We start from the raw sequence: 17,255 nt of genomic DNA on the forward strand, positions 1-17,255 counted from the left end.
TCGCCGTTGATCTTCCGTGGTTCGCCGTTGAACCTTTTCTCCGATGCTTGCTCATCGCCGGCGGGAGCGAACCCGTTACTGCTGTTCGGAGGCGCTTTCCCGGCGGCGGCTGGGCGGTTGCCTCACCTACTACGACGGCGTGGGAACCGGATATTCATCGGCGCCGGATCGCGCAGTTGCACGCGCTCCCGGGGTGCGGCCACGACGACGGCGGCGGCGAGTGCCGGCAGCAGCACGGCGGCGATCAGGCTGAGGGCGAAATTGCCGCCGCTCATCTGTTCCGGCTTGTGCGCGGCGTGGTAGATGAGGTGGGGAATTCCGAAGACCAGCCAGCCGATCCCGGCGACTCGGGCCACCACGCTGTCGCGGTAGTACAGCGCCGCCAGGCTGACCGCGCCGAGGCCGAGGAAGAATGCCCCGACGTCGGTGGCCAGGTGGTGGTTGTAGGGGCCGTCCATGCCCACCCAGTTCAGCCCGAAGCCGGGGAAACTGCGAAACCACGGTTCCGGCAGCAGTAGCGCCCAGAGTCCGACCACGAGGCCGTTGATCGCCAACAGCCACAACGAGATTCTGGTGATCAGCCGGCGGCGGCGGTTGGCGTCCAGGCGCATGCGCACCTGGACCCCCTCACCTGTGCCGTGTACCGAAATCCGCATCGCGTGCCCTCCCGTCCGCCGGTTGTCGCCTTACGGTAGGCCGGGCGAAACGCCAGGGACAAGAGGTGGAAGGCCTACGCCGATGCCGTCGCGGGACTCAGATCTGTTCGCTGATCAGGTCGTCGGGTCCCCAGTAGGCCCGCATGCTCGTGATCCGGCCCTGCTCGTCGAATTCCATGGCGTCGATGGCCGAGAGGGTCATGCGGTGGCCGCCGGCCTCGCCGACGAGGGTGAACGAGACGGCGGCGTGGTTGCCGACGATCCGGGCGGCGTGCAGCTCGGTCTTGCGTTCCATGGACTCCAGCGCCTGGTAGAGCTGGCCGATGGCCTCGTGCCCGTGGCGCGGGTCGCTGCCGATCGGGTCCTCGACGACGGCATCGGGTGCGTAGAGCGACAGGATTTCCGAGGTCGGACCGGTGGCCACCAACTGCACGTAGCGTTCGGCCGTTTCGCGGATCTGCTGCGCTGCCATGTGAACTCCCAAGAATTGAAACGTGTTCTAGTTGGCAGGGTAGCAGCATTCCACGGATCGGGGCGCCGGTTCGCGGGTCAGGTGCCGGTGGCTGCCGCGGGTGCGGTCTCGAGCCGGTCGGCCCCGCTGTAGATGTTCATCGTGTCGCCACGCAGGAAGCCGGCCAGGGTGAGGCCGTTGTCGGCGGCCAGGTCGACGGCCAGCGAACTGGGCGCCGAGACCGCGCCGAGCACCGGGATCCCCGCCATGACCGCCTTCTGGACGAGTTCGAACGAGGCCCGGCCACTGACGATCAGAAGGGTGTCGTGAGCCGGTACGCGCCCCTCGCGCAGCGCCCAGCCGATCACCTTGTCCACCGCGTTGTGCCGGCCGATGTCCTCCCGCACGGCCAGCACGGTGCCGTCGGGGGTGAACAGCCCGGCCGCGTGCAGTCCGCCGGTGGCGTCGAACACCGTTTGGCGCGAACGCAACTCATCCGGCAGGGCGGCCAGCAGCGCCGGATCGACGCGCGGTGACTCGGTCGGCAGCGGGAAGCGGCTGCGTGTGCGCACCTGATCCAGCGCGGTGGTGCCGCACAACCCGCACGAGCTGTTGGTCACGAACCCGCGGGGCTGGACCGCAACGGCCCGGCGCAGCTGGATATCGAGCACGTTGTAGGTGTTGCGACCTTCGTCGTCGGTCCCCGCGCAGTACCTCGCCGATACGATGTCGTCCGCCGACTCGATGATGTTCTCGCTGAACAGGAATCCGTGCAGCAGGTCGATGTCGTTGCCGGGGGTGCGCATGGTGACGGTCAGTGCCGTCCCGTCGACGCGCAGTTCCAGCGGCTCCTCCACGGCGAGCGTATCGGGCCGGGAGACGATACCCGCGGGCGTGATGCGCCGGGTGGGTCTGCGCGCGGTTACTCTGCTCACACGCTTCCTCGCAGTTCTGGTCGGTGCCGCCGCGCGGCCGGGCGGTCAGGCGGTGGTGTGGCGGTGCGGTTCCAGCCGGATCACGACCGCCTTGGAAACCGGGGTGTTGGAGCGCTCGGCGACGTGGTCGAGCGGGACCAGCGGGTTGGTTTCGGGGTAGTAGGCCGCGGCATTGCCGCGCGGCGTCGCGTAGCCGACGATCCGGAAACCGGTGACCCGGCGCTCGACCCCGTCGCTGAATTCGGAGATCAGATCCACGAGATCGCCGTCGGTGTAACCGAATTCGGCGATGTCGTCCGGATGCACCAGGACCACGCGCCGTGCGTTGTGGATGCCCCGATAACGGTCGTCGAGGCCGTATATCGTCGTGTTGTACTGGTCGTGGCTGCGCAGCGTCTGCAACAACAGCCGCCCCTGCGGGATCCGCGGCCAGTGCAGGTCGTTGACCGCGAAGTTGGCCTTCCCGGAGGCGGTGCGGAATTCGCGGTTGTCGCGGGGCGGATGCGGCAGCTGGAAACCGTTGCGACTGCGCACCTTCCGGTTGTAGTCGGCGCAGCCGGGCACCACCCGGGAGATGGCGTCGCGGATGTGGTCGTAGTCGCGGCGGAACCGCTCCCACGGCACGGGATGATCGGGGCCGAACAGCGCGAGTGCCAGCTCGCAGACGATCGCGACCTCACTGCGCAGATCGTCGCTCACCGGCTGCAGCCGTCCGGTGGACAGATGCACCATCGACATCGAATCCTCCACCGAAACCTGCTGTTTCGTCCCGTTCTGCAGATCGAGGTCGGTGCGGCCGAGGGTCGGCAGAATCAGTGCGGTACGGCCGTGCACGACATGGCTGCGGTTGAGTTTGGTCGAAATCTGCACGGTCAGCTCACAGGCGCGCAGAGCGGCCTCGGTGACCTCGGTATCCGGGGTCGCCGAGACGAAGTTGCCACCCATGCCGACGAACACCTTCGCGCGCCCGTCGCGCATGGCGCGGATGGAATCGACCGTGTCCCATCCGTGTTCGCGCGGTGCGGTGATGCCGAATTCGGAATCCAACGCGTCGAGGAAACTCGCGGGCATCTTCTCCCAGATGCCCATGGTCCGGTCGCCCTGCACATTGGAATGTCCGCGCACCGGGCACACCCCCGCGCCCGGTTTGCCGATCATGCCGCGCAGCAGCAGCAGATTCGTCGCCTCCTCGATGGTGGCGACGCCGTGGCGCTGCTGCGTCAGGCCCATGGCCCAGCAGATGATGGTGGACTTCGAGCGCGCCAGCAGCTCGGCGGTACGGTCGAGCTGTTCGCGGGTCAGGCCCGTCGCCTCGATGACCTCGTCGAGATCCACTGCGCGCATATGCTTTTCGTACTCGGCGAATCCGGCGGTGTGCGCGTCGACGAAGAGCCGGTCCACCACGGTGCCGGGGGCGCGATCCTCCGCGTCGAACAGCAGTTTCGCCAGGCCCTGGAACAGGGCCATATCGCCGCCGAGGCGAATCTGCAGGAAGTCGTCGGCGATGGTGACGCCGGTGGTGAAACCCTTCACCGTCTGCGGATCCCGGAAGCCGATCAGTCCGGTCTCCGGCAGCGGATTCACCGCGATCACCGTGGCGCCGTGCGCTTTCGCGGTACTCAGCGCCGAGAGCATGCGCGGATGGTTGGTGCCGGGGTTCTGCCCGGCCACGATGATCAGATCGGCCGCGGCGAAATCGTCGATCGACACCGACCCCTTGCCGATACCGATCGACCGGGTGAGCGCCGCACCGGAGGATTCGTGGCACATATTCGAACAGTCGGGCAGATTGTTCGTGCCGAAGCTGCGCACCAGCAGCTGATAGAGAAAGGCCGTCTCGTTGGCGGTGCGCCCGGAGGTGTAGAACACGGCCTCGTCCGGAGAGGACAGGGCGCGCAGGGTGTCCGCGATCAGTCGGTAGGCCTGCTCCCAGGCGATGGGGGAGTAGTGGGTGTCGCCGGGCCGCAACACCATCGGATGGGTCAGACGTCCCTGCTGTCCGAGCCAGTACCCGGTCTTGCCGGCGAGGTCGTCCACCGCGTGGGTGGCGAAGAATTCCGGCGTGACCGTGCGTAGTGTCGCCTCCTCGGCGACGGCCTTGGCGCCGTTCTCGCAGAATTCGGCCGGGCGGCGGTGGCCGGTGGGTTCGGGCCACGCGCAGCCGGGGCAGTCGAAACCGTGGCGCTGATTGACCCGGGCGAGGGTGCGGGCCGTGCGCACGATGCCCATCTCCTCGACGGCCCGGTCGAGGGCGACCGCGACGGCCGTGACGCCGGCGGCCTGCTCCTTCGGCGGGGTCACCGCCAGCTGGGCTTCGTCGATATCGCGAGTCGGCGGTTTGCGGTGCATAGCCCCATCGTCCTCCTGTGCGCGCGGGCGCCGTCTCCGGCCCGCCGATCGCGCGACATCGAGACCTCGAACGGGGCCGCGCGGCCGAGCCTACGGGGTATCGTGCCGACAGACCGTGCGGCGCCGTCGGGGATTTCGCGCACGACAGACGGTCTCGGTTCGCGCTGCGGCGCCTACGACGAGGACGGCATCATGCACGAGACGACGATCGGTGGGCCGCCCCGGCAGCGGGTGCGCCGTCGGGCCGGCACGGTAGTGGCGGGCGGCATCCTCGGGGCCGCGGCGGTGTTCGCGCTCGCGATCCCGCAGACGGCGAATGCCTCGGTGACCAGACTCGGCGCTACCCCCGACATGAACTTCGGTATCGCCACCAATTACGGCAGCGGATGCAGCTACACCCTGCAGGCGAACGTCACCGATCCGGTCGCGCCGGTCACCTTCTACGACAATGGCGCTCCGATCGACGTGGCGCCGCCCGGCGGTGCGTATGCGCTCATCACCTGGGTTCCGGCGGTCCCGGGGCGGCACACGCTCAGTGCGGTGCAAGCCGGCCAGCCCGCGCAGATGCCCGCGGCGACGCTCGATCTTCCGGTCGGCACCGGTATCCACCTCGGGTATGCCTGCCTGGTCGCCGGCGGTTAGAGCTCACCCCGGCGAGTGAACATCTCCCTCGCCCGGTAGTCCGGCGTCGGCGGCGAGGACGGCCAATGCCGGCTGCAGGGCGGTGCGCTGCGCAGCCGTCAAGGAGCCGGTGAATTCGCGGTCGAGCCGACGCGCCCGCTTCTCGGTCGCGGCGAGTAGCTCGCGCCCGTGGTCGGTGAGGGTGAGGATCTGGCGCCGGCGGTCGTCCGGATCCCGGTCGCGACGGACCGCTCCCAGGCGTTCGAGATGATCGGCCACTGCCACCACCAGGCTGGGCGCGACGCCCAAACTCCTCGATCGCCGCGGCGAAACGATCGGTCACGATCGCGCCCAGGGTGCCGAGGCGGAAGGCGATCGTCGCGGGAACGGCGGTCTTGACGTGCGTCACGCCGGTGGTGGCCGGGAGGAACGAGGCGGCCGCGCTACCGGTGCTGGGTGGTCGCGGGACTGGCTCAGATCGGCGATGCGATGGTCGGTGTGCGCCAACGGAATACGCCGATGGCGATCACCTGCGTCGGGTTGGCGGCGGTGCACCTGGGCACGGCGGCATGGCTGTTCGCGCGGTGAGCCGGCCATGCCGCCGTCGAGCTCAGCCGACCCTGCTCGGGAGCTCGGACCGCTCGAACGATCCTGTGCCACTTCCCGTTTCGGCCGCGTCGAGTTCGATGCCGTCGGTTCCGGCGCCTTCCGGTCGTAAGCCGAACAGTGCCGCCAGCACGGTCGCCGCACACGCCGCGGCGCCGACCCAGAACGCGATGGTGAACTGACTCTCCTGCGGCAGCGGCAGATGAGGTAGTAGTTTCGCGGTCAGCAGAGTGGTGATGATGGCGCTGGCCAGCGAGCTGCCGACGGTGCGGGAGATCGAATTGATGCCGTTGGCGATTCCGCTCTGGTGATGGGGGACGCTCGCCGCGATCAGCGCCGGCATCGCCGCGTAGGCGAAGCTGATCGCGACGCCGATCACCACGCTCGCCGCGATCACCGAGCCGGTCGCATCGTGTGCCACTGCCAGCCAGGCGAATCCGGCCGCGCCGATCGCTCCCGACAGGGCCAGCACGCGACGCCCGCCCAGCCGGCCGACCAGAATTCCGCCCGCGGGCGCGGCCAGCATCGACGACAGCGTCGCGGGCAGCAGGTACTCGACCGAGGCGCGCAGAATCGAGGCGCCGAATCCGTAACCGGCTACCCGCGAGGGCATCTGGGCCAGATACGACACGCCCATGAACTGCATGAACATCGCGAATCCGATGAACATGCCGGACAGATTGGTGAACAGCACCGGCCGGTGGGTGAACATCCGCAGATCGACCAGCGGAGTGCGCACCCGCCGCTCGGTCACCACCCAGGCCACCGCCAACGCGACCGCGCCGGCGAAGCAGGCGATCGTGGTCGCGGAGGTCCAACCCCATTCGTGCCCTTGGGAAATGGGCAGTAGCAGCAGGACCAGGAAGCCGCCGAGGGTGAGCGCGCCGGGGAGATCGACGCTGCCCGGATGCCGTTTACCCGTGGCCGGCACCGCCACCGCGGCCGCGGCCAGCGCCACCACCGACAGCACCGCGGTGAACCAGAACACGATGTGATAGTCCGGGTCGGCTCCCTTGGTCAGCAGACCGGTCGACACCAGGCCGAGGCCGCCGCCGAAGCCGAGCGTGCCGCTGACGATCGCCATCGCATGATGCAGCCGGCGCGCCGGAATCTCCTCGCGCAGCACGGCCAGGGCGAGCGGGAAGATCGCGGTCGCCACACCCTGCAGCACCCGGCCGACCAGCAGCACGCCCAGTGAATTCGCCAGCGCCGAGACGACGGAACCGGCCGTGGCCACCGCGAGCACGCCCAGCAGCGTCGGCTTCTTGCCGTAGAGGTCGCCGATGCGGCCCAGCAGCGGTGTGAACACCGCGGCCGACAGCAGCGTCGCAGTGGTCACCCAGCTCACCGATGTGGTCGAGACCTGCAGCTTCGTCGCGATCAGGCCCAGAATCGGCACGGCCTGGGTCTGCATGACCGTGACGATCATCGCCGCGAAGGCCAAAACGCCGGTCAGCAGCGAACCTCTGCGCTCCACATCCACCTCCAGAAGTTTGAAGACCTATATGTTTGAAGACCTCAAGTATTTAAGGAGTCGACGATAGCCGTTGTCAATCGTTTCGGTAGCATCGGAGCTATGTCACCGGACACAGCGCAGAGCCCGCTGGCATTGCTGATCGCGCGATTCGTCTCGGCCTACCTGCAGGATTTCCTGACCGCGGCCGAGGGACACGGGCTCACGCTGACCCAGGCGAAGCTGCTGCTGGCGCTCAACGAACCGCCCGCCGAACTGCCCATGCGGGTGCTGGCCGACCGGATGGCGTGTGATCCGTCGAATCTCACCGGTGTCGCCGACCGGATGGAAACGCGAGGGCTGGTCCGACGCACGGTGAATCCGGCGGACCGGCGCGTCAAATATCTCGTGTCCACCGATGCCGGCCGTGAGCTGGCCGCACAGATCCGCGGCTCGCAGGTGCGCGCGTACAAGGCGCTGGCCGAATTGGCGCCGGAGGACGAAGAGGTGCTGCGGGAACTACTGGAACGCCTGGTCCCGAAACTGGAGAACGCGGACTAGCGCCGCCGCGGCGCTGCCTCTCAGGAGGCGAATCGTCCGCTGCGCACAGCGCTGTCGCGGTGCTGCGGTGGGAAGCCCGGGCCCAGTCGCGCCGAGACGTCGCCGTGCCGCAGGGGTTCTCCGCACTGGGCGCACACCACTTCGGCGTGGGTGTCGTGACCGCAGGTGTCGTGGTGGACGACCACCGGCGGTCCGGCCTCCGGGGCTAGCCAGCGGTCACCCCAGCGCATCATGGCCGTGAGCACCGGGAAGAAATCGCGTCCCTTGTCGGTCAGCCGGTACTCGTAGCGGACCGGGCGATCCTGGTAGGGAACCTTCTCCAGCATCTGCTCCTCCACCAGCCGGGTCAGGCGTTGGGTGAGGACGTTGCGGCTCAGGCCCAGCGTGCGTTCGAAATCGTCGAAACGCGTTGTGCCGTAAAAGGCTTCGCGCAGCACCAGCGGCGTCCACCAGTCGCCGATCAGATCGACCGTGCGGGCGACCGAACAGGGCCAGGTGGCGAAGGTGGTGCGCTTCATGTCCCCACCGTATCGATCCGGGCCGGGACGTACTTGTGCCACGGGGTGCCGACCCATTCGTCGCGTTCGTCGAAGGCGGTCAGCTCGTTGGGCGCCGCCCCGCTGGTGAGGACCTCGTCCGCCTCGACGACGGACAGGCCCAGGCCGTTGGGCAGCGACAGATGTCCGCTGCGCATGCGATCGGTCGGTTCGACGGTCACCTGCGCACTGCCGTTGCGAGTCGTGAGCCGCACCTGGTCGCCGGAGGTCAGGCCCAATCGGAGAGCATCGGTGGTGCTGATGCGCAGGGCGCCGCCGGGATCGCGTTTGCGCCAGGCCGGATCGCGCATGATGGTGTTGGCGGTGAAGGCGCGCCGTTCCCCGGCGGCCAGGACGAACGGCCAGTCGCGGTCCTCGGCCGGTGCGGGGAGTGTGGCCAGCGCCGACAGCAGTTCCGGGACGGCGAGGCGGACGATGCCGCCGCGCAGCCGGTTCCAGGTCTCGCCGACCTCGTCGTCGGTGATCACCACGCCGTGCTCGCCGGTGAGGATCGCCTCGAACAGCCGCTCTCCCGCGGCGAGACCAGTGCCGTAGCCGGCTCGCTCGACGCCGGACGGGTTCTTCCGGGCGCAGGTGTACGCGGCGCCCCACAGCACCGCGGCGGCAGCGGCGCCGTCGGGCAGCGTCGGGCCGAGGGTGCGGTAGAGCAGGATCGGAGCCAGCTTCGCTTTCGCCGGATCGGCGAGGACGGCGAGAAATGCCATGGCGAAGGCCTCGCGGCCCTGATCGAGGGCCGTGCGCAGCGGCCGGTAATCGTCCTCGGTCAGGACGCCGGCCGCCTCGACCAGCCGGGCGTGGATCTCGGGTTCGGCGAGTACACCCGCCGGAGCGGGGAGCACCGGATGCCGCAGATGGAAGACGTTGCGGGGGAATTCGAAGTTGAAGAAGGTCGCCTCGTACTTCTCGAACTGGGTCGGCGCGGGCAGCACGTAGTCGGCCGCGCGGGCGGTTTCGGTCATCGCCACGTCGATGACGACCACCAGCTCCAGCGCCGCCAGCGCGGCGCGCATCCGGGCCGAATCCGCCAGTGAATGAACAGGATTGGCGCTCTCGATGAGCATCGCCCGATACCGGGCGGGATGGTCGGTCAGGATCTCCTCGGTGATCACATTGCACGGCACCAGCCCGCTGATGATGCGCGCGCCCACGACCGGGCTGCGCGGACCGGAGTCGGCGGGATGGCCACGATCGTGCCCGATCGCCGCCATTCCGGAGAAGGCGTACTGCGTACCGGATTTGCCGAGGTTTCCGGTGAGCAGCCAGAGCAGTTTCTCGACGTAGCTGACCAGGGTCGAGTGGCGGTTCATCTGCACGCCGAGGTCCTCGAGCGCGGCCACCGATTCCGCCGCGGCCAGGCGGTGGGTCGCCGCGGTGACCAGGTCGATCTCGACATCGGCCAGGGCGCAGTACTCGTCGATCGGCACCGTGCGCAGCACCGCCGCCACCTCGTCGAAACCTTCGGTGTGCGCGGCGAGCCAGTCGTGGTCGACCAGGTCGTCGCGAACCAGGATCGCCGCCATCGCCGCCAGCAGATAGATATCGGTCCCGGGCCGCAGTTGCAGATGGAAGTCCGCCAGTTCGGCGGTTTCGGTGCGGACCGGATCGAGCACGATGATCGAGCGCCGGGGATCGCGCGCGATCTCCTTCAACACCGAACGGGCGCGCGGGAAGCCGTGGGATTGATACGGGTTCTTGCCGATGAACAACGCCACCTCGGCATGTTCGACGTCCGAGCGGACCGGATGGCCGGTCATCCGCGCGCCGACCCAGAAATCGCCGGTCTTCTCCTGGGCCAGCGCGCTGGATCGATAACGCATGCCGTAGGCGGCCATGGTGGCCGGCGCGTAGGCGCCGCCGAGATGATTGCCCTGGCCGCCGCCCCCGTAGTAGAAGATCGACTCGCCGCCGTATTCGGCGCCGATCTCGCGCATGCGCGCGGAGATCTCCGAAATGGCGGTATCCCAATCGATTTCGGTGAACGAGCCGTCGGGGTTGCGGCGCAGCGGCGCGGTGAGGCGACCGGTGCGCCCGTTCTGGTACCGATCCAGCTGCAGGGCCTTGTTGCAGGTGTAGCCCGCCGAGGAGGGATGCAGCTTGTCGCCGCGAATCTTGTCGAAGCTGCGGCCGTCGGCGCCCAGCAGCACCTGGATGCCGCAGTTGCACTCGCACAGGATGCATGCCGTCGGATGCCATTCGGTCATAGAGGCAGCGTAGAAGAGTTAGTTCACAAGCGCTACCCACAAATCGGGCCGATGGTCGCCGCGCCGTGCCAGGCTTGGACAGGGGCCGATGAGTTTGTCCGTTCGGCGCCGTCGTACCGGTGAGAGAACGCAATCCCCATCCAGAGGAGCGAGCATGTCCTACACCTTCGAACCCGGAGACCCGTGCTGGATCGAACTGTTCACCGCCGACACCGATCGAGCCGTCGATTTCTACGGTGAGTTGTTCGGCTGGACCTCCGACAGCGATGAGCAGTACGGCGGTTACATCACCTTCCGCAAGGACGGCAATGCCGTCGCCGGCGGGATGCGCAACGACGGCTCGGACGGCGCACCCGATCAGTGGACCGTGTACTTGACCAGTGTCGACGTCCAAGCCACCGCCGCCTCCGCCGCCGACCACGGCGGCCGGGTCGTGGTGGAGCCGATGGCCGTCGGCGAGCTGGGCAGTATGGCCGTCCTCGCCGATCCGTCCGGTGCGGGAGTCGGTGCCTGGCAGCCCGGCGTCCACCACGGTTTCGGTTCCTTCGGCGTCGCCGGCGGCGGGAACTGGAGCGGGCACGTCGGGTACCCGTCGTGGTTCGAACTGCACACGCCGGCCTATGCCGACGCGCTGAAGTTCTACCGCGAGGTGTTCGGCTGGCGCGATCCCTTCACCGTCGGTGATTCGCCCGAGTTCCGGTACACGACAATCCATTCCGCCACGCCGATGCTGGGTGGTGTGATGGATTCGGCGGCGTACCTGCCCCCGGGATCGACCGGCGGGTGGCGGATCTACATCGGCGCCGAGGACGTCGACGCCACGGTGAAGCAGGTGCTGAGTCTGGGGGGTTCGGTCGAATCCGAGCCCGAGAATACGCCGTACGGGCGGTTGGCCGCGCTCCGCGATCCGAGCGGAATCGCGTTCAGCGTCGGCGGTAACGCGTCCTGATATGTCATTACCCGGCCGGTAATCGCGCCGGGGGAATGGTCATCGCTACCGTCGAGGTTGTCCCGAGCGGTCGGGAACGCGGAACGAATGTGGGAGCGATGATGTCGGACGAACGGGCGCTGGTGATCGGCGGCGGTGGGGTGGCGGGAATCGCCTGGGCGAACGGCGTGATCGCCGGATTGGCCGATGCGGGCATCGATCTCACCGCCGCCGATCTGTACCTCGGCACGTCGGCGGGCGCCAACGTGGCGGCACAGCTGACCAGCGGGCTGACCACGGAGGAGCTGTTCCGCCGCCAGATCGACCCCACGGTGCAGAGCGCCGAGATCGTGCCGGAGGGCAATCCGCTCGAGGGCGTGTGGGACACGATCAACCGGATCATCACCGAGAGCGGCGGGGATATGGCGGTGGCGCGGCGGCGACTCGGCAACCTCGCCCTGGCGACCGAGACGGTGCCGGAGTCTGCCCGGCGCGCGGTGATCGAATCGCGGTTGCCGGTGCACGAATGGCCTCGGCAGCGGCTGCTGATCACCGCCGTCGACGCCGGCACGGGTGAACCGCGCGTGTTCGATCGCGACTCCGGGGTCGCGCTGGTCGACGCGGTGACCGCGAGTTCGGCGGTGCCGCTGGTCTGGCCGCCGCACACCGTCGACGGCGTGCGCTATACCGACGGCGGCGTGCGGACCAGTGTCAATGCCGATCTGGCGGCCGGATTCGGTCGGGTGCTGATCATCGCGCCGCTGCCCGATCCGGCGCTGGAAGGTGAGATCGCGGGCCTGATCGAACGGGGTGCGCGAGTGGAATCGATCGCCCCCGACGAGGCCGCGATCGCCGCCTTCGGGGCGAATCCGCTCGACACCGCCTCTCGTGTGCCGTCGGCGCATGCCGGTCGGGTGCAGGGCAAGTCGGCGGCGGCGCGGATCGCCGAGCTCTGGAGCTAGGCGGCGTCAGGCTCGGCTGGCCGCGAGCACTTCCCGCGCGGACGGAAGGGCGGCGGCTCGGTCGCTGTCGACCAGGCCGATCCGGGTCCGGCGGTCCAGCAGGTCGGCTTCGTCCAGCGCGCCTTCGTGGGTTGTCGCAAAGGCGAATTCGGCACGCAGCACGTCGATACCGGGTGCGACCGGTTCGGCGAGGCGCGGATCGCGCTGCGCCGCGGCGAGTACCTGTGTGGCCTGATCTCCGTAACGCTCGACCAGCACCGGTGGCGCCGCGATCCGGTCCCGCGCGCGCCCGGATACCGCTCCCACCAACGGGATTCGCTTGGTCCGGCAGGGCGCTGCGGTCAGGCCGGCGGCGGCCACGGCGGCGTCGACCGCGTCCTCGGCCATCTGCCGGTAGGTGGTCAGCTTGCCGCCGACGACGGTGATCGGGCCGCCGGGGGAGTGCAGGACCGCGTGTTCGCGGGAGATGTCGGCGGTGGCGTCGTCGGCGGTGCGCAGCAGTGGCCGCAGGCCCGCGAAGGATCCGCGGATATCGCTGCGCCGCAACGGTTCCCGGAGCACGGTGTTCACGGTGTCGAGCAGGAAATCGATCTCGGAGTCGGTGGGCTTCGGTTCGTCCGGAACCGGGCCGGGTGCGTCCTCGTCGGTCAGCCCCAGATACACGCGGCCGTGTGCGGCCGGGAAGGCGAAGACGAAGCGGCTGGTGCTGCCCGGAATCGGCACGGTCAGCGAGGCGGTGAGACCGCCGAAGGCCGCGGCGTCGAAGACCAGGTGGGTGCCGCGGCTGGGCCGCAACTCGATACTCGGATCGACCCGGTCGGCCCACACCCCGGCCGCGTTGATCACCGAACGTGCTCGTACGGACAGGGTTTCACCGGTCAGCACATCGTGCAGCACCGCCGAGTCGCCGCTCACCCGCTCGGCGCGGACGCGGGTGAGCACGGTCGCGCCGTGCGCCGCGGCGGTGCGCGCGATCGTCACCACCAACCGGGCGTCGTCGACGAGCTGACCGTCCCAGGCCGTCATCCCGCCGCGCAGTCCGGCGCGGCGCAGTGTCGGCGCCAGCCGCAGCGCTTCGGCCGCGGCGACCCGGCGCGATCGCGGCAACACCTCCGGAGAGGTTCCGGCGCTGCGCCGCAGCACATCTCCGGCCAGGAAGCCCGCGCGGACCAGCAGTCGCTGTGGCACGGAACCGCCGGCGAACGCCGGGACGAGCTGGGGAATCGAGCGAGTCAGATGGGGTGCGGTGGTGGTGAGCAGGATGTCGCGTTCGACCGCGCTCTCGTGGGCGATACCGACCCCGCCGGAGGCCAGATACCGCAATCCGCCGTGGACGAGTTTCGAACTCCATCGGCTGGTTCCGAACGCCAGATCGTGCGCCTCCACCAGAACGGTCCGCAATCCGCGCGCCGCCGCGTCCAATGCCACGCCCGCCCCGGTGACACCGCCGCCGACGACCAGGACGTCGATGCGGTCCGCATCGCCGAGCGCCCGCAGTTCGCGGCCGCGGCGGGCGGCGTTGAGTGCCGAATCTCCCGCGGTGCCGCCGAACCCGTGGCCCGCGGCCGGTGTGCTCTCGTCGAGCATGCGCTGTCTCGCTCTCTGTTCTCGGACTGATCGGTATCGGGGCGGCTAATCGGTATCGGGGCGCAGGTACCGGTCGACGACGCGGGCGAGCTCGACATCGAGTCCGGCGTCGTCGAGCAGATGGCTGACCGTGCCGGCCGACTGCACGGTGGACTGACCGATCAGCAGCAGCATGGTTGCCAGATGATCGGGATCGCCGGCGCGGATGGAACCGTCGCGCTGTCCCTCGCGGACGGCGCTGGAGAACACCTGGATCAATTGCCGCTGATTGCGGCCGAGCCGGCCGAACACATAGGTCAGCATCAGATCGGTGTCGATGCGGAAGATCTTGGCGAACAACGGGTTCGACCTGATCTCGGCCGCACCCGAGACGATGCCCTCCACCAGGCGCGCACGCGCCGGACCATCGATGGGAATGCTGGCTGCCACGATCTCGCTCAGCTCCCGGACCAGCAACTCGGCGATCAGCGACCGGGTATCGGGCCAGCGCCGGTACACCGTGGGGCGACTGACGCCGGCGCGCCGGGCGACTTCGCTCAGCGTGGTCCGGCGCACGCCGAATTCCTCGACACAGGCGCGTCCCGCCGCCAGGATCGCCAAGTCGATAGCCGACAGCTCGCCGTCGGGGCCGGGGGGTTCGTTCGGATCCATCAACAACTCACCATCGGTCTGTGTTCGTCACTGCGATTCGCGTTCGTTACTGCTTGACAGTCTATGTCAGACTGTAACGCATGGTCGATACGCGACAGGACACATCCGCGACAGAATCGGAAAACTCGACACCGGGCGAGTCGTCCGATCGCCCGAGTATGGTGTGGGACGCCTGGGGCATCGCCTCGGCTCATGCGCCGCTCTCGGACCGGATCCGGACCCTGGTGGCGCAGGTCTTCGGAGTGTCCGGGGAACCGGTGGCCCGTCGTGATGAGGGCGACGTGCCACTGCGGGAATCCGGCTTGACGGCCGCGCATCGCGCGGGGCTGTCGGCGGTGGTCGGCGCGGATCAGGTGTCGGCCGACCACCGCGACCGGCTGCTGCACGCGGGCGGCAAGAGTACGCCCGACCTGCTGCGCCGCCGCGCCGAAGCGCCGCAGGACGCACCCGATGCCGTCGTCTTCCCGGCCGATCACGACCAGGTCCTGTCCGTGCTCACCTACTGCGCCGAACAGTCGATCGCCGTCGTGCCCTTCGGTGGCGGCACCAGCGTGGTGGGCGGAGTGGATCCCGCCCGCGGCCGCTTCGACACCGTGATCGCCCTGGATCTGCGGCGACTCGACGGGCTGTCCGACGTCGACCCGGTGAGCGGCACCGCGACCCTGGGCGCCGGACTGACCGGGCCGCAGGCGGAGAAACTACTTGCCGCCCACGGACTTTCGCTGGGGCATTTCCCGCAGAGTTTCGAATACGCCAGCATCGGCGGCTTCGCGGCCACCCGATCCTCGGGTCAGGCCTCGGCCGGCTACGGCCGCTTCGACGACATGATCATGCGCCTGAAGATCGCAACCCCCACGGGCACAGTCGATCTCGGCCGCGCCCCCGCCTCGGCCGCCGGACCGGATCTGCGCGAGCTGTTCGCCGGATCCGAGGGCACGCTCGGCGTCATCACCGAGGTGACGCTGCGGGTGCACCCGATTCCGGAGACCACCGCGTATCAGGCGTGGTCGTTCCCGGACTTCGCCACCGGCGCCGCCGCGCTGCGCACCGTGGTGCAGAACGGCGCGGCGCCGACCGTGCTGCGATTGTCCGACGAAGCCGAGACCGGGCTCAACCTGGCCCGTTCCGGCGATATCGGCGGCGCGCCGGTCAGCGGCTGCCTGGCCGTCACCACGTTCGAGGGCACCCGAGCCCACGTGGCCGCGCGCAGCGCCGAGGCTTCGGCCCTGCTCGCCGCCGCGGGCGGCACCTCACTCGGTGAACAACCGGCGCGGGAATGGGAGCACGGCCGTTTCGGCGCCCCTTATCTGCGTGATGCGCTGCTGGATATCGGCGTCCTGTGCGAAACCCTCGAGACGGCGACCGACTGGTCGAATGTCGAGCGGCTCAAGGCGGCGGTCACCACCGCGCTCACCGAATCGCTCGGCGCGCAGGGCACTCCCGCGCTGGTGATGTGCCATATCTCGCATACCTACCCGACCGGCGCCTCGCTGTACTTCACCGTCGTCGCCAAGCAGGCCGACGATCCGTCGGCACAATGGGCGCAGGCCAAACGCGCCGTCGGCGACGCCATCGCCGGACACGGAGGGACCATCACCCATCACCATGCCGTCGGCACCGACCACCGGCCGTGGATGACCGCCGAGATCGGCGACCTGGGCGCGCGCATCCTGCGAGCGGTCAAGGATGCCGTCGACCCGGCGGGAATCCTCAACCCGGGCAAGCTGATTCCGTGACCGCCATCCGATCGGTCGCGCTGGTGACCAACCCGCACTCCGGCCACGGCCGGGGACTGGCGGCCGCCGCCGCGGCCACCGCCCGCTTCGCCGAGCGTAGGGTGCGGGTGCGCGAGATCCGCGGTGCCGACGCGGCCGAAACCGTTCGCCTGGTCCGGGATTCGGTGCGCGGGCCGGAGCGCCCCGACGCCGTCGTCTGCGCGGGCGGTGACGGACTGGTCTGCGTCACGCTGCAGGCCATCGCCTCGACCGGGGTGCCGCTGGGGCTGCTGCCCGGCGGGACCGGTAACGACCTGGCCCGGGAGCTGGGAGTACCCGACGACGATCCGCGGGCCGCAGCCGACATCGTGCTCGGCGGTCGCGTGCGCACCATCGACCTCGGCGCGATCGAATCCACGCCCGATCCCGAGCACGCGCAGGGCTGGGCGGCCGGAATCGAACCCGCCGTCGCCCATCGGCCCATGCGATTCGCCACCGTCGCCGGCACCGGCTTCGACGCGCGAGTGACCTTGCGCGCCAACCGTATGCGTCGTCCGAAGGGCTCGCTGCGGTACTCCTTCGCCGCGGTTCCGGAACTGCTCGGTCAGCTCGGCGTGCCCTACCGCATCGAATTGTCCGGCGAGCCGGACGGAGCCGGTGATCGCGTCGTCGAGACCGAGGCCGTCATGGTGGCGGTCGGCAATACCCGGACCTACGGCGGCGGCATGCTCATCTGCCCCGACGCCATCGTCGACGACGGCCTGCTCGACCTGACCGTGGTCGGCGCGATGTCGCGACTGGAGATGGTCCGCCTGCTCCCGGCCCTGGCCGCCGGCAAGCGCATCGACCATCCCGCGGTCGGGCACTACCGGGCCCGCACCATCACCCTGACCGCCGCGGTACCGGCGACCGCCGACGGCGACCCGGCGGGACTGCTCCCGGCGACCTTCCGCGCCGAACCCGGAGCACTGGCGATCCTCGTGCCGTGATCCGCCGTCCACCCGCTCGGCGCGGCCTCCGCA

The 17,255-nt window shown here is 69.3% G+C and carries 17 protein-coding genes; 7 read left to right on the forward strand and 10 right to left on the reverse strand.

Annotated features, from left to right (window positions below):
* Positions 1–122: 122 nt before the first annotated feature.
* The 4 genes from RJ03_RS34895 to RJ03_RS07490 form a co-directional block, all read right to left on the reverse strand.
* Entirely contained in the window at positions 123–656 is a 534-nt protein-coding gene (locus RJ03_RS34895; protein WP_051024428.1) for a hypothetical protein, read from the reverse strand.
* A gap of 97 nt (positions 657–753) precedes the next feature.
* Positions 754–1,128, reverse strand: coding sequence for a nuclear transport factor 2 family protein (locus RJ03_RS07480; RefSeq protein WP_030512726.1), 375 nt, complete (start codon positions 1,126–1,128; stop codon positions 754–756).
* A gap of 77 nt (positions 1,129–1,205) precedes the next feature.
* Positions 1,206–2,042 (reverse strand): formate dehydrogenase accessory sulfurtransferase FdhD, encoded by an 837-nt coding sequence (fdhD, locus tag RJ03_RS07485; protein ID WP_036499434.1) that lies wholly within the window; start codon positions 2,040–2,042, stop codon positions 1,206–1,208.
* 45 nt (positions 2,043–2,087) lie between these two features.
* Positions 2,088–4,391 (reverse strand): FdhF/YdeP family oxidoreductase, encoded by a 2,304-nt coding sequence (locus RJ03_RS07490; protein ID WP_036499437.1) that lies wholly within the window; start codon positions 4,389–4,391, stop codon positions 2,088–2,090.
* 102 nt (positions 4,392–4,493) lie between these two features.
* On the opposite strand from RJ03_RS07490, the gene RJ03_RS07495 reads away from it, so the two are divergent.
* Complete coding sequence (locus tag RJ03_RS07495; RefSeq protein ID WP_157163369.1) at positions 4,494–5,033, forward strand: hypothetical protein; 540 nt, start codon at positions 4,494–4,496, stop codon at positions 5,031–5,033.
* 3 nt (positions 5,034–5,036) lie between these two features.
* Here the strand turns inward: RJ03_RS07495 and RJ03_RS07500 are convergent, their stop codons facing one another.
* The gene (locus RJ03_RS07500; RefSeq protein WP_051024429.1) at positions 5,037–5,321 is read right to left on the reverse strand and encodes a winged helix DNA-binding protein; all 285 of its coding nucleotides are present in this window, start codon (positions 5,319–5,321) and stop codon (positions 5,037–5,039) included.
* A 147-nt stretch (positions 5,322–5,468) separates the two neighbouring features.
* On the opposite strand from RJ03_RS07500, the gene RJ03_RS38780 reads away from it, so the two are divergent.
* Entirely contained in the window at positions 5,469–5,600 is a 132-nt protein-coding gene (locus tag RJ03_RS38780; protein WP_269750229.1) for a hypothetical protein, read from the forward strand.
* A gap of 22 nt (positions 5,601–5,622) precedes the next feature.
* Here the strand turns inward: RJ03_RS38780 and RJ03_RS07505 are convergent, their stop codons facing one another.
* The gene (locus RJ03_RS07505) at positions 5,623–7,095 is read right to left on the reverse strand and encodes an MFS transporter (RefSeq protein WP_232329650.1); all 1,473 of its coding nucleotides are present in this window, start codon (positions 7,093–7,095) and stop codon (positions 5,623–5,625) included.
* Positions 7,096–7,194: 99 nt separating this feature from the next.
* Here RJ03_RS07505 and RJ03_RS07510 point away from each other — a divergent pair, with 99 nt between their 5' ends.
* Positions 7,195–7,632 carry a MarR family winged helix-turn-helix transcriptional regulator gene (locus RJ03_RS07510; protein ID WP_036499443.1) on the forward strand — a complete coding sequence of 146 codons (438 nt, stop codon included), beginning with the start codon at positions 7,195–7,197 and terminating at the stop codon, positions 7,630–7,632.
* Positions 7,633–7,652: 20 nt separating this feature from the next.
* Here RJ03_RS07510 and RJ03_RS07515 read toward each other — a convergent pair whose 3' ends face one another.
* Both RJ03_RS07515 and RJ03_RS07520 read right to left on the reverse strand, forming a co-directional pair.
* Entirely contained in the window at positions 7,653–8,150 is a 498-nt protein-coding gene (locus RJ03_RS07515) for a winged helix-turn-helix transcriptional regulator (RefSeq protein WP_036499445.1), read from the reverse strand.
* Positions 8,147–10,390: a molybdopterin-dependent oxidoreductase gene (locus tag RJ03_RS07520; protein WP_036499448.1), complete on the reverse strand. Its 2,244-nt coding sequence runs from the start codon at positions 10,388–10,390 to the stop codon at positions 8,147–8,149. Before RJ03_RS07520 ends, RJ03_RS07515 begins: the two co-directional genes overlap by 4 nt.
* Before the next feature lie 154 nt (positions 10,391–10,544).
* Between RJ03_RS07520 and RJ03_RS07525 the strand changes: the two genes are divergently transcribed.
* Together RJ03_RS07525 and RJ03_RS07530 are read left to right on the forward strand one after the other, a co-directional pair.
* A complete protein-coding gene (locus tag RJ03_RS07525; RefSeq protein WP_036499451.1) occupies positions 10,545–11,339 on the forward strand; it encodes a VOC family protein in 795 nt (264 codons plus the stop codon).
* 98 nt (positions 11,340–11,437) lie between these two features.
* Positions 11,438–12,280 (forward strand): patatin-like phospholipase family protein, encoded by an 843-nt coding sequence (locus tag RJ03_RS07530; protein WP_051024435.1) that lies wholly within the window; start codon positions 11,438–11,440, stop codon positions 12,278–12,280.
* Positions 12,281–12,286: 6 nt separating this feature from the next.
* On the opposite strand, the gene RJ03_RS07535 is transcribed toward RJ03_RS07530, so the two are convergent.
* Both RJ03_RS07535 and RJ03_RS07540 read right to left on the reverse strand, forming a co-directional pair.
* Positions 12,287–13,867 (reverse strand): glycerol-3-phosphate dehydrogenase/oxidase, encoded by a 1,581-nt coding sequence (locus RJ03_RS07535; RefSeq protein ID WP_051024431.1) that lies wholly within the window; start codon positions 13,865–13,867, stop codon positions 12,287–12,289.
* 45 nt (positions 13,868–13,912) lie between these two features.
* Complete coding sequence (locus RJ03_RS07540; protein WP_051024432.1) at positions 13,913–14,518, reverse strand: TetR/AcrR family transcriptional regulator; 606 nt, start codon at positions 14,516–14,518, stop codon at positions 13,913–13,915.
* Positions 14,519–14,676: 158 nt separating this feature from the next.
* On the opposite strand from RJ03_RS07540, the gene RJ03_RS07545 reads away from it, so the two are divergent.
* Together RJ03_RS07545 and RJ03_RS07550 are read left to right on the forward strand one after the other, a co-directional pair.
* The gene (locus RJ03_RS07545; protein WP_036499516.1) at positions 14,677–16,254 is read left to right on the forward strand and encodes an FAD-binding oxidoreductase; all 1,578 of its coding nucleotides are present in this window, start codon (positions 14,677–14,679) and stop codon (positions 16,252–16,254) included.
* Positions 16,251–17,222 carry a diacylglycerol/lipid kinase family protein gene (locus RJ03_RS07550; protein WP_051024433.1) on the forward strand — a complete coding sequence of 324 codons (972 nt, stop codon included), beginning with the start codon at positions 16,251–16,253 and terminating at the stop codon, positions 17,220–17,222. The genes RJ03_RS07545 and RJ03_RS07550 overlap by 4 nt, the downstream gene beginning before the upstream one ends.
* The last annotated feature ends 33 nt before the right edge of the window (positions 17,223–17,255 follow it).

It is taken from the genome of Nocardia aobensis NBRC 100429, assembly GCF_000308375.1.
Lineage (GTDB): Bacteria > Actinomycetota > Actinomycetes > Mycobacteriales > Mycobacteriaceae > Nocardia > Nocardia aobensis.